Genomic DNA, 12856 nt, shown 5'->3' with positions numbered 1-12856 from the left:
TAATACTTATTCAAAAGCTAAGGTAAGAAATACGCCACGTGTTCCCATATAGTTTATTGGAGCTGTCCAAGCACTATTAGGGTCATTATCATATTTAACTTCACTAGGTAGTGCAAAAACACCACGTATAGAAGGAGAAAATTTAAAATAATATAAGTAAATATCTATACCAACTCCAACTTCGTACATAAAGTTACTAGTTTTGGTTCTAAATTGTCCTCCGGAGTTATCTTCACCTTCCTCATTACTAGAAAAATTATAGTCGTAAGAAATTCCCGCTAACACATAAGGTCTAATATTTTTATATCTGTCCGTGCTAAATTTAAAAATTAATGGAACATGTAGGTATGTAGAACTTACCTCTCTAACACTATCTTGTGGAGTAGGTAAGTGGTTAAAGTATATTTTCTTTGAGTTGGTCATTAAACCTGGTTCTAAACGTAAGTTTACATTTTTATGCAAACGTAAATCTGCAATTAAACCTACGTTAAACCCAACTGAAGGTTCTACTGTAATGTCTGCATTCGGAACGCCAGAATTGTTATTGTAACTAAATTTAAAATCATTCTGATTTAAACCAAGGTAAAAACCATAATGTATTTTTCTTTGATCAAAAGTAGGTAAGTATTCCACTTTTTCTCTTTGCGCAAAAAAAGCGATAGAAGTTAAAAGGAAAAAACCGAATATTATAAATTTCTTACTCATCATTATTTACTTGCAGTATAAATTGTAGCAACTCCAAAAGTTACTGGTGTATCTTCTGTATGTCTAAACCCATTTTTTTGTAAAATATTGTTGAACGCTCCTCCAAAAGGAAAAGAATTTGCAGATTCTGATAAATAAGAATAGGCAACTTTATCTTTAGAAAATAATTTACCCACAACAGGTAAAAATAAGTTTGTATATAATTTATAACCTTGCTTAAAAGGGAATTTTGTTGGGTTAGAAGTTTCTAAAATAACTAAAACACCGGTTGGCTTTAAAACTCTAGCTATTTCTTTAATTCCTTTATTTAAATTAGCAAAATTTCTAACACCAAAAGAAACTGTAATTGCATCAAAAGTATTGTCTGCAAAAGGCATTTCTTCAGAATCGCCAACTACCATTTCTATTTTATCAGTAAGATTAGCTTTTGCAATTTTTTGTTTTCCTACTTCTAACATTCCTTCAGAAATATCTAAACCTACAATTCTATCTGGGTTTAAAGCTGCCATCATAATAGCTAAATCACCAGTACCTGTAGCAATGTCTAAAATTTGTTTCGGATTGTTTTGTCCAACAATTTTCACTACTTTTTTACGCCATTTAACATCAATTCCTAAAGAAATTACTCTGTTTAAGCCATCGTAGTTTTCAGAAATATTATCAAACATTTGAGCAACTTGCTCTTTTTTGCCAAGTTTAGAATCTTTGTAAGGGTTTATTTTTTCTGCTGACATTATTTTTGCTTTAAGCTTTTGGCACTATGTTTTAAGAGTTTATAAAGCATAGTGCGTATTGCAAGTTTATCCGTTAATTGCTACTACTTCGTTAATCTGATTTGGTAACATTTCTTTTAATAAGCTTTCTATTCCGTTTTTTAAAGTAGCGGTAGAAGAAGGGCAACCACTACAGGCACCTTGTAAAACTACACGTACTATTTTGTTTTCTTCATCATAAGAACGGAAAGCGATATTACCACCATCACTTGCAACTGCAGGTTTAATGTATTCATCTAAAATATCTGATATTTGTGCTGAAATTCCTTCTAATGCTACTTGTGGTTCAGCTATTTTGTTTTCTGATGTTGATTTTTCTTCGGTTGGTAGTTCTTTAATAATCGTTTTTCCAGAAACTAAGTATTCACGAATAAAAGTTCTTACTTCTGCATACACATCATTCCACTCTACCATATCATATTTGGTAACCGATACATAATTATCAGAAATAAATACTTCTTTTACAAAAGGGAAATTAAAAATTGCTTGTGCTAAAGGAGATGATTTGCTAGCTTCATCTATATTCTTATACTCAACATCTGTTTGTGTTAAAGATTTGCTGCTTCCAAACTTCATCACCGAAGGGTTTGGAGTTGCTTCTGCATAAACCTCTATAGCTTCTTTTTTAGAAGTTGGAGATTCGTTTACAACAACGCCATTGTCATTTAAATATGCTTCAATTTGTTCTTTAACTTCTTCTTGTACATCTATCCATTCTAAAATGTCATAACGTTGTACAGCAATAAAGTTTGCGGTAATAAAAATCTTTTTTACAAAAGGTAAGTAGAATAATTCTTGCGCTAAAGGTGAGTTTTTAGCTTCATCTATATTATTATATTCATAACTTCCTCCATTGATTAAAATTTGATTGGTATTAAATTTTATAATGGTATTGTTAGTAGTTTCTTGAATTGTTATTTTTACGTCTTGCATAGTGCTAAATATTGATTTGCAAAATTAAGGGAAAAAAGGGAGATAGAATTGTTTTTGATATGTTAAATAAAAATCCGCTTGCGGATACTAGTTGTATCTACAAGCGGATTTTTTATTGTATGTTGTTATCGTTTACAAATTAAAACTAATCGATGCAGTAATCGTTTTATTGTCTATTTTTAATTCTGATGGATTTACTACAGTATTAAGGTTTGAGTATAAATTGTATACACCAGTTCTGTTATTATCGCTAAAAGAAAAGTCTAGTTTCATATTCCCAAAGTTGTAACCTGCACCTAAAGAATATCCTTTTAAATTATCTGAGGCTATAGATGATTTGCTAGGATCTTGCTCAAATTTATAACCACCTCTTAGACTAAATCTATCTATACGCCATTCTGTACCAATATTAAGAGAATGTGTGTTTCTTAAGTCGTTTTCAAAAAACTCATTTTCAACCGTAAAACCACCGTTGGATAATTTTATATTTTTATAATTTTTGTTGATGTAATCTAAACTAATTAAACCATCTTTTCCAAAAATAAAGGCAGCACTTGCGGTTATTTTACTTGGTGTTTTTAATTTATAAGATATAAATTGACGAGGATTGTTTTCAGAAAAGGAGTAAACTTCATCCGGGAAAAAAGCTGTTTCTCCAATATCAATATTACTGTCTTGGTTGTAATTTGTGTCTTGTAAGATTTCGGTATACCAAGTTGGTGTTTGATAAGCTAAACCAAATCTGAAATTTTGATTAGCTTTATAGATAAATCCTGCGTTTGCAGAGAAACCTGTTCCTGTTGTAAGGTTTTCTTGATATAATTCTACGTCAAGGATATTGCCGTCTTCATCACTATTTAACTCTGTTAAAACAGATTGTTGAGTGAAATTCAAATCATAAAAATTAAGCCCTAAACCTACGTGTAATTTGTTTTTATGAACTGATGAAAAAGCGATGTTTAATTCCGTTGTTTCTCCGTTGTAATTTGTGTCGTATAGCTGTCCATCTGTGTAATTGTATATGGTACCTGGATTACGAGGGTTTGTGTCAAATCTAGTAACAGCTTCATTTCCTTGTGCTGAAAAACTGTTTTCAAAATCGTTCGTAATTCTATAGTTAAAACCAATTGCAAACTTATTCCAGTCAGATCTGTAAGCACTGTCAAAAACTAATACAGCACCGGCGTGAGAAAGGTTGAAATATTTATTATCAGTTGTCGTCTTTCTTCTATCGTTAAAGTTAGCGTCTCCAAATTCTGCAGAAATATCTGTATTTCTAGAATTTATAGTTCCGGTAAAATAGCTATTTGTAAATACAGAAATACCAGCAGGGTTAACACTCATAGCAGAAACATCTCCTCCTAGTGCGCCAAAAGCACCGCTCATTGCTGTAAATCGGGCAGAGCCATTATCATCATTCTTAGAAAATAAAACACCTAAATCTTGGTATCTTAAAGATTGAGAATAAGTCGTAACTGTTGCTGCGAATAAGAAAGCTATCGTTATAATTTTTTTCATACTAGTATTTGTTTATTACCATTTAAAGATTGTAAAACTTTTTTTATCCTCTTCTTTTAGATGAGGATGAAGAAGATCTACTAGAGCTACTACTTCTGGTTGAAGAACTTCTAGTTGGTGTGCTTTTTGTTGGTGAAGACCTAGAAGGAGTACTTCTAGTAGATGATGATCTAGTTGAAGACGAACTTCTTGCAGATGGTGTATACGTATTGTTACTTCTGCTAGAAGTATTGGTTCTACTTCTTGTTGATGTTTTTTTTGTAGAACTTGAGCTTCTAGTTGTTGCAGCTCTGCTAGTACTTCTATTTGTTGATGAATTAGAGCTTCTAGTAGTAGAAGGTGCTGATGCTCTTCTTACAACTACAACTTGCCTGTTGTTTCTACTATTTGTATTGTTGTTTACGCTTGCGCTATTATTTCTTCTTGTTGTTGTTGTAGAACGACTTCTAGTTCCGCTGCTTCTTGTGCCACTACTTCTAGTTCCGCTGCTTCGTGTAGAAGTACTACTTCTAGTACTTCTTGTAGGTGTTGTACTTTTTCTTGTAGTTGTAGTAGATCTTATTCTAGGTGATGTTGTTGTACTAGTTCTCCTACTTGTAGTGTTTGTAGGTCGTCTATTTACGGTACTACTTCTTCTACTTGTTGTACTTCTGTTTCTAGAATTAATGGTACTACTTCTTCTGTATGTACTATTGTTAGTTGCTCTTCTTCTGTAAGTATTGTTTCTGTAGGTATTATTAGTGTATCTATTATTGTAGTTTCTATATCTGTTAGTGTAACCATAATGATAAGGTTGGTAATAATAAGGAGAATAAAAACCTACATTCCAAGCATAATAATTATGGTAAGGATGCCAATAAGGATTATGATTCCAAGCATATCCTCTATAATTCCAGTTTCTATACCCCCAAGTATCGTAGTAATTATAACCGTAATAATTATTCCAATATGGACTTTCAATTACATTTATATTTACAGCTACATCGTTGTTGCTGTTTTGACCCCAAGGTTGGTTAGATTTATAGTTTAATGTTTCATCTATATCTGCTTCATCAATATAAATGGTGTCTACAGAATTGTAGTTGTCAACATCTGTAAAAACATCATTATTATCTACATTTTCTAAACTATTTAATTTGTTTAAAAAATAATTATCATTGTAATCATCATATCCATCTTGATCAACATAGATTACATTTCTATTTTCATTATTTGCTGTATCGCTACCATAAATACCATCATTATTATACGCACTTTGGTAAGTACCGCAAGAAACCAATACTAAACTAGTTGTTAGTATAGTTAATAGTTGGCTTAGGTTAAGATTTGTATATTTTAGTTTCATAATGAATATATTTAGATGAATACTTATTTTATTAATTAAATGTAGTTAAAACTCTTTAATTTATAGTAGTTTTGTACTGTTTTCGTATATTATAACTAATTTTTAACAAACATTTACACAATAAAGGTTACAATATTTGTGCCAAACTTTTGATTATGAGTAAACATTTAACAAAAAGAGCCGACGATTATTCTAAGTGGTATAACGAGTTAGTAGTGAAAGCGGATTTAGCTGAAAACTCTGCCGTTAGAGGTTGTATGGTTATTAAACCTTATGGTTATGCCATCTGGGAAAAAATGCAAGCAGAACTAGATAGAATGTTTAAAGAAACTGGGCATGAAAATGCTTATTTCCCTTTACTTGTGCCTAAAAGTCTATTTGAAGCAGAAGAGAAAAATGCAGAAGGTTTTGCTAAAGAATGTGCTGTTGTTACACATTATCGTTTACAAAACGACCCTGAAAATCCAGGTAAATTAAGAGTAGATCCAGAAGCTAAATTAGAAGAAGAATTGGTGGTAAGACCAACTTCTGAAGCAATTATATGGAATACTTATAAAGGGTGGATTGAATCTTATAGAGATTTGCCTTTACTTATAAATCAATGGGCAAATGTAGTTCGTTGGGAAATGCGTACACGTTTGTTTTTACGTACAGCAGAATTTTTATGGCAAGAAGGGCATACTGCTCATGCAACAGAAGCAGAAGCTATAACAGAATCTAAGCAGATGCAAGATGTTTATGCAGAGTTTGCAGAGAACTTTATGGCTATGCCAGTGGTAAAAGGTGTAAAATCTGATAGCGAACGTTTTGCTGGAGCAGTAGATACATATACTATTGAAGCTTTAATGCAAGACGGGAAAGCTTTACAAGCAGGAACAAGTCATTTTTTAGGTCAGAATTTTGCAAAAGCATTTGATGTTAAGTTTACTTCTAAAGAAGGAAAACAAGAACATGTTTGGGCAACTTCTTGGGGAGTTTCTACGCGTTTAATTGGTGGTTTAATTATGACACATTCGGATGATCATGGTTTGGTTTTACCTCCTAAATTAGCGCCGATACAAGTTGTAATTGTTCCAATTTATAAAGGAGATGATCAATTAGAAGCTATTTCTGAAAAAATGAATGTAATTGTAAAAGAATTACGTTTAAAAAGAATTTCTGTAAAGTTTGATACAAGAGATACGTATAGACCAGGAGCTAAGTTTGCTGAATACGAATTAAAAGGAGTGCCTGTAAGAATTGCCATTGGAAATAGAGATTTAGAAAATGGTACTTTAGAGATTGCTAGAAGAGATACTTTTGAAAAACAAATAGTAGCACAAGATGATGCAGTTGCTTTTATTGAAAATCTTTTAGAAGAGATTCAAGAGAATTTATTTAAAAAAGCAATTGATTATAGAAAAGAGCATACAACAGTTGTAGACGATTTTAAAGAATTTAAAAAAGCCATTAAAAGTACTGGTGGTTTTGTTTCTGCACATTGGGATGGTACAGAGGAAACTGAAGATAGAATAAAAGAATATACCAAGGCTACAATTAGATGTATACCTAATGATGCTAAAGAAGAAGCAGGTGTTTGTGTTTTAACAGGAAAACCGTCTTCTAAACGAGTTCTTTTTGCAAAAGCATATTAATTTAGAAAAAAAATCATTTTTTTTTCTAAAACTATTGTGAGAATTAAAAAACATTGTATATTTGCAGCCGCAATTAGGATATACTTAATTGTTCTGGTCCGTTCGTCTAGGGGTTAGGACGCATGGTTTTCATCCATGTAACACGGGTTCGATTCCCGTACGGACTACAATGTTTTATTAAAAAAAACAAATTAAAGTATTATGGCAAATCACAAGTCAGCATTAAAGAGAATTAGAAGTAACGAAGCTAAAAGGTTACGTAACAAATATCAGCATAAAACTACCCGTAATGCTGTAAGAGATTTACGTGTTGTAGAAGATAAGAAAGATGCTGAAGAGAAATTAGTTAAAGTTATTTCTATGTTAGATAAATTAGCAAAAACTAATATTATCCATAAAAATAAAGCGGCTAATTTAAAATCTAAATTAACAAAGCACGTAGCTGCATTGTAAGATTTACGCCTAAAAACATTTAAAACTCTGAATATTATTATTCAGAGTTTTTTTTTGCCTTTATTTTAAGTTTTAATACTTATTTCTCTATTTTTTTTTAATATACTGTGTGGGGTATTTTTTAATATCTGCTACTGATATGATATTTATTTAAAACTCATAATTTTCTTTTTTTTGTAAAAAAGTAAGAATGTGGTTTAGTTAACTGATATATAGTAATTTGGGTTGTGTTTGATTTGTATTCGTTCGATGTTGATCAATTATTTTACAAAAAAATGTATATTTTATAAAATTTACTTGCAGGAATTAAAAAACATTGTATATTTGCAGCCGCAATTAACGCATTGTTAATTGTTCTGGTCCGTTCGTCTAGGGGTTAGGACGCATGGTTTTCATCCATGTAACACGGGTTCGATTCCCGTACGGACTACAAGTTTTAATATAAAAAACTAATAAATTAAGTATTATGGCAAATCATCAGTCAGCATTAAAGAGAATTAGAAGTAACGAAGCTAAAAGGTTACGTAATAAATATCAGCATAAAACTACACGTAATGCTGTAAGAGATTTACGTACTGTAGAAGATAAAGCAGATGCAGAAACTAAATTAGGTAAGGTTATCTCTATGTTAGATAAATTAGCTAAGAATAATATTATTCACAAGAATAAAGCTGCTAACTTAAAATCTAAATTAACAAAGCAGGTTGCTGCATTGTAAGGTTTAAAAGCATATAAAATTTAAAAGCTCTGAATGAAAATTCAGAGCTTTTTTTTGTTCAAAATTTAAATAATTATTCTTGTAAAGTATTAAAGTAGTTCTTTACTCTTTGTAAAGAGAATTCTATATTACTATGCTTCTAATTTACTGTTTAAAGGCTTTTCTTTATCCTTGTTAAGCCTATTCGGTTTTGTGTATTATTATCTCTTACAGCGAGGTTTTTATAGTCTTGTATAAGAATAATAATTAAAAGTTAATAAAATAGTTGTGCTAAGAGAAGGTTTAATACTTACTTTACCAATCGTAGTGTTTATGGGCATCTAATCTAATAAAGATAAAGAGTAAGATTGTAAAACCCCAAAGAGACGAACCTCCGTAGCTAAAAAAGGGTAGAGGTATACCAACAGTTGGTAGTAAGCCTATAACCATTCCTATATTTACAATAACATGAAAAAAGAGAATAGAAGCCACACTGTAGCCATATATTCTTCCGAATTTATTAGCATGTGTTTCCGACAGATATATTATTCTATACATCATCAACATAAAAAGAATAATAACAATACTACTTCCTAAGAAACCCCATTCTTCTCCAATAGTACTAAAAATATAATCGGTGTGTTGTTCTGGTACAAAATTTCCTTTAGTAATATCTCCTTTTAAAAAACCTTTACCTGTCCAACCCCCAGAACTAATAGTTAATTCTGATTGGTGTGAGTTGTATCCAATATTTTTTTTATCAGTTTTTAAACCTAATAATACTTCAAAACGATCTCTATGGTGTTGTTTAAAAATATTGTTATAAGTTAGGTTTGTTCCGAACACAAATAGTGCGGTAACAATGTATAGTGCTAATACTTTATACCAATTAAATCTAAAAAATGTTTTTCCTCCTCTATAAATGGCATAACCAACAGCGATTGTAATTAAAGATAATAGGGTAATTAATACAGAAGCAAATCCGAAGAAAATAGTTGAAATAAAAATAACGATAGCCAGAGTACCTAAAATTATGTAATTTAGGGTTAATCCCTCTCTGTTTAGAACAAAGAAAAATGCCAAATAAATTAAGGCAGAACCTGCATCTGGTTGCAATGTTATTAATACGGCGGGTGTAAAAATTATTATAAAAGCCTTTATTTGGTTTTTAACTAAACCTAAATTGTATTGTCTATCACTTAAAAGCTTGGCAACAGCAAGTGCTGTAAATGCTTTTACAAATTCAGAAGGCTGTAAACTCATACCCCCAAAACTAAACCAAGATTTTGCACCATTTATTTCTTTTCCAAATGGAAATAAAAGAATTAACATAATCAATGAAACTATGTAGAATATACTTGAGTATTTCTCGTAAAATTTTGAATTAAAAAAAAGGATGATCACAATTAATGGAACACTTAAAATAATCCAAAGAATTTGTTTACCATAATTAGTAGAAAAATCTAATATCTGTATATTATCTTCAGTTTTGGATGCAGCATATATATTCATCCAACCAAAACCTACAAGAATAGCAAATAAGAAAACTAAAAGCCAATCGATCTCAGCAAAAATGTTATTTCGTTCTTGGCGCAATTTATTTAGTTTTTTGATTTAGTTTAGCGTAAATATCTTTTAAGTTTAAGTCTAACATTCGTTGTTCTCTATATTTATTTTCTTTAGAGATACTACCATTTATATACTTTTCTATCAGTAAACTGGTAATTGGAGCAGCTATTGTAGATCCATATCCACCATTTTCAACAAAAATTGCTATCGCTATTTTAGGGTTTTCTTTAGGTGCAAATGCCACTAGAATTGAGTGATCCGGTAGTTGAATTTTTTGACCGTCTATTCTAGCAAAGTTTTCTGCAGTTCCGGTTTTTCCACAAATTTCAATACCTTCTACTTGATTAAATCTCCCTGTTCCTGTTTTAAATACTTCATGCATTGCTTCCACTACTGGAGAAAAATACTTTTTATCTATCGTTGTTTTTTTTGCAATTGTATATACAGAATCTTTAATAGGATTTTTATTCACTTCTTTTAATACGTGTGGTGTATAGAAATATCCTCTGTTGGCAATTACTGCTGTAAAATTAGCTAGTTGAATAGGTGTTGTTAAAACTTCTCCCTGACCAATTGCATTGGAAATAGTAGTAGAACCATTCCAAGAATATCTATAAATATCATCATAATATTTTCCGGTAGGTATTAAACCTGGACTTCCAGCAGGTAAATCATAACCTAAATAATTACCTAAACCAAAGCTGGCAATATGGTTGTGCCATGTATCTAAACCTTCTGAGGGTTTATTGTTTTTTTCTATAATTTTCTTATAGGTTTGAGAAAAGTAAGTGTTACAAGATCTAGCAATGGCTGCTTTTAGTTGTACTGGCCTTCCTGTAATTCCGCAATGGCATCCCATAAATGCACCTGCTCTACTACCGTATCTAAAACCATGGTTACATCTAAAACCTGAATCCTCTGTAATAACACCTTCTTGAAGGCCAATTAAAGCATTCATCATTTTAAAAGGAGAACCAGGAGCATAGGTAGCCAACAACCCCCTGTCATAAGAAGGTTTACTTATGGTATCATTAAATAGTATTGTAGAGTTTCTAGATCGTTTTCTACCAACCAACATGTTAGGATCGTAGGATGGTGCAGTAACTAATGCTAAGATTTCTCCGGTTGCTGGTTCTATAGCTACAATTCCACCTCTTTTACCCGACATAAGTTTCTGTGCATAAAGTTGTAGTTGTATGTCTAAGGTTAATGTTAAGTCTTTTCCATTTTCTGGAATAGTGTCGTATGAACCGTCTAAATAAGATCCCGTAACTTTATTTAGGTTGTTTCTTTGTAGATATTTTTTACCTTTAGTTCCTCTTAAATAATCTTCATATTGCCTTTCAATTCCATCTTTTCCAATTAATTCTCCGGGTTGATAATAGGCATTTTCTTTTGCTAAAGTTTCATTTACTTCTCCAATATAGCCAAGTACATTTGCAGCTGCATTTATAGGATATTTTCTAATGATTCTTTTTTGAATAAAAAAACCAGTGTATTTATGTAATTTTTCTTGAAGAAAAGCAAAATCTTCTTTTGCCAACTGTTTTAAAAATACTGAAGGTAGGTAAGGTGCATAATTGTCTGCTTTTTTTAATCTTTTTAAGAAATCTGCTTTATCAATTTTTAATAGATTACAAAATTCTAATGTATCTAATGGTGTTACCTGGTTGGGTTGCACCATAACGTCATAAGAAAGCTGGTTTGCAACTAAAAGTTCTCCGTTTCTATCATATACATATCCTCTTTCTGGATAATCATACTCTATTTTTACGGCAGAATTATGAATAGGGTCATAGTTAGCACCTCTAATTACTTGCAATTGAAAAAGTCTCCCAATAAAAAGAATTCCGATAAGTGTTATTAAAAAATAGAGTAAAAAACTTCTTTGCATTATTCGCTTTTAGTAAAAATATAAGTTCCTAGAAAAAATAAAATCAATGTAAAAACACTAGAGTATAATGTGTTTAAAAAAACCATTGATAAATTTTCAAAACTAAAATTAGCAAAAGTAAAATAAATAAGGTGATGAATTACTGTTAAAGTTACTACATAGTTGAAAACTTTACCAAAAGATTCAGATTTTAAGCTAAAGAAAGGGTAGTCTGCAGGTATTTTTCTAAAGTATACATTCACAAAAAATAACCTAATATAAGCGATAAATAAAGTTGCAAATGCATGTATACCTCCAGAATCTGAAAAGAAATCAACAAATAGTCCTAAAAGGAAACTTATAAAAAGAAAGGAATATCTTTTTTCATTTAAAGGATATAGAATTACAAAGCTTATATAAAGATATGGATTTATATGCCCTAAAAAATTGATGTTATTTAGCACTAATACTTGCAAGAATAGCAAGAATAAAAAAGATAAAATTTGATTTATACTTTTATTCATTGCTCGTATTTTCTAAAAATTGTAGTTCTTCCTTATCTAAATTTTTAACAATATATACATAACCAAGGTTACTCATATCATTAAATAACGTTACATCTACTTGATTATTAGCGGTGTTTCCTTTGTTTATTTTAGAGATCGTTCCAATAGGTATTCCTTCAGGGAAAATAGTGGATTTTCCTCCTGTTTCAATGGTGTCTCCAATTTTTAATGGCGCTTGTCTTGGCATATCGTGTAACTGAACAATATTGTAATCTACACTGTTCCATTTTAACGTTCCGTAATAAAAATCATTTCCTTTAAGACGTGCATTAATACCACTATTTTTATTTAAAATAGATTGTACTCTCGTATAATTATTTGATGAGTTTTCTGTAATTCCAATAATTCCTTTACTATTAATTACAGCCATTTCTTTATCTATATTTTGATTTTTACCTTTATTTATAGTTAAAAAATTAAATGGTTTAGAATAATTATTGTTGATGATTTTTGCGTTTGTGAAAGTGTAATTTTGATGGTATTTTGTTGAGTCCATCACAGTAGAATCAATATCAAAATTTACAGATTTGTTTTTTTCTAAAAGATTTTTTAGACGTGTGTTTTCTTCTGACAATAATTTATTTTCAGACTTTAATCCTAAATATTCTGTAGAATTAGAAAGGGTTGTAAGAAAACCACCTGTCACACTATTAGCAGAGTTTATAAACTTGCTTTTATGAAAACTAAGGTTGTTAAAAGTGAAAGTTAGCGCTATTAACTCTAACAATATAAAAAACAGAAAATACTTAAACTTCTGAAAAAAATAGATAATCTGCTGCATTGTAAGAAC

At 30.6% G+C, this 12856-nt stretch carries 12 protein-coding genes and 2 tRNA genes; 5 read left to right on the top strand and 9 right to left on the bottom strand.

Annotation, left to right across the window (positions count from 1 at the left end; translation table 11 throughout):
* Positions 1 to 6 precede the first annotated feature (6 nt).
* From WHD08_RS09335 to WHD08_RS09315, 5 genes are all read right to left on the bottom strand, one after another.
* Positions 7 to 708, bottom strand: coding sequence for a porin family protein (locus WHD08_RS09335; RefSeq protein ID WP_244183332.1), 702 nt, complete (start codon positions 706 to 708; stop codon positions 7 to 9).
* Positions 708 to 1439 carry a bifunctional demethylmenaquinone methyltransferase/2-methoxy-6-polyprenyl-1,4-benzoquinol methylase UbiE gene (gene ubiE / locus WHD08_RS09330; RefSeq protein WP_208891030.1) on the bottom strand — a complete coding sequence of 244 codons (732 nt, stop codon included), beginning with the start codon at positions 1437 to 1439 and terminating at the stop codon, positions 708 to 710. Before ubiE ends, WHD08_RS09335 begins: the two co-directional genes overlap by 1 nt.
* Positions 1440 to 1505: 66 nt before the next feature.
* On the bottom strand, positions 1506 to 2411 hold the full coding sequence (locus tag WHD08_RS09325) for a NifU family protein (RefSeq protein WP_208891031.1): 906 nt from the start codon (positions 2409 to 2411) through the stop codon (positions 1506 to 1508).
* Positions 2412 to 2543: 132 nt separating this feature from the next.
* Complete coding sequence (locus WHD08_RS09320; RefSeq protein ID WP_208891032.1) at positions 2544 to 3929, bottom strand: OmpP1/FadL family transporter; 1386 nt, start codon at positions 3927 to 3929, stop codon at positions 2544 to 2546.
* Between the two features lie 43 nt (positions 3930 to 3972).
* The gene (locus WHD08_RS09315; protein WP_208891033.1) at positions 3973 to 5274 is read right to left on the bottom strand and encodes a hypothetical protein; all 1302 of its coding nucleotides are present in this window, start codon (positions 5272 to 5274) and stop codon (positions 3973 to 3975) included.
* Between the two features lie 155 nt (positions 5275 to 5429).
* Between WHD08_RS09315 and proS the strand changes: the two genes are divergently transcribed.
* From proS to rpsT (WHD08_RS09290), 5 genes are all read left to right on the top strand, one after another.
* Positions 5430 to 6908, top strand: coding sequence for a proline--tRNA ligase (gene proS, locus WHD08_RS09310; RefSeq protein ID WP_208891034.1), 1479 nt, complete (start codon positions 5430 to 5432; stop codon positions 6906 to 6908).
* 95 nt (positions 6909 to 7003) lie between these two features.
* Positions 7004 to 7075: transfer RNA gene (locus tag WHD08_RS09305), tRNA-Glu, on the top strand.
* A gap of 34 nt (positions 7076 to 7109) precedes the next feature.
* Positions 7110 to 7361 carry a 30S ribosomal protein S20 gene (gene rpsT / locus WHD08_RS09300; protein WP_165733745.1) on the top strand — a complete coding sequence of 84 codons (252 nt, stop codon included), beginning with the start codon at positions 7110 to 7112 and terminating at the stop codon, positions 7359 to 7361.
* Between the two features lie 358 nt (positions 7362 to 7719).
* Positions 7720 to 7791, top strand: a tRNA-Glu gene (locus WHD08_RS09295).
* Between the two features lie 36 nt (positions 7792 to 7827).
* Positions 7828 to 8079 carry a 30S ribosomal protein S20 gene (gene rpsT / locus WHD08_RS09290; RefSeq protein ID WP_165733744.1) on the top strand — a complete coding sequence of 84 codons (252 nt, stop codon included), beginning with the start codon at positions 7828 to 7830 and terminating at the stop codon, positions 8077 to 8079.
* 294 nt (positions 8080 to 8373) lie between these two features.
* On the opposite strand, the gene rodA is transcribed toward rpsT (WHD08_RS09290), so the two are convergent.
* The 4 genes from rodA to mreC are packed head-to-tail and all read right to left on the bottom strand — an operon-like array spanning position 8374 to position 12847.
* Complete coding sequence (gene rodA, locus WHD08_RS09285) at positions 8374 to 9654, bottom strand: rod shape-determining protein RodA (RefSeq protein WP_165733743.1); 1281 nt, start codon at positions 9652 to 9654, stop codon at positions 8374 to 8376.
* A gap of 1 nt (position 9655) precedes the next feature.
* Positions 9656 to 11521, bottom strand: coding sequence for a penicillin-binding protein 2 (mrdA, locus tag WHD08_RS09280; RefSeq protein ID WP_208891035.1), 1866 nt, complete (start codon positions 11519 to 11521; stop codon positions 9656 to 9658).
* Positions 11521 to 12024, bottom strand: coding sequence for a rod shape-determining protein MreD (gene mreD / locus WHD08_RS09275; protein ID WP_165733741.1), 504 nt, complete (start codon positions 12022 to 12024; stop codon positions 11521 to 11523). Before mreD ends, mrdA begins: the two co-directional genes overlap by 1 nt.
* The gene (gene mreC / locus WHD08_RS09270; RefSeq protein WP_208891036.1) at positions 12017 to 12847 is read right to left on the bottom strand and encodes a rod shape-determining protein MreC; all 831 of its coding nucleotides are present in this window, start codon (positions 12845 to 12847) and stop codon (positions 12017 to 12019) included. The genes mreD and mreC overlap by 8 nt, the downstream gene beginning before the upstream one ends.
* Between the last annotated feature and the right edge of the window lie 9 nt (positions 12848 to 12856).

The organism is Polaribacter sejongensis (genome assembly GCF_038024065.1).
Taxonomy (GTDB): domain Bacteria; phylum Bacteroidota; class Bacteroidia; order Flavobacteriales; family Flavobacteriaceae; genus Polaribacter; species Polaribacter sejongensis.
This window is presented reverse-complemented; position numbering and strand designations above follow the sequence as displayed.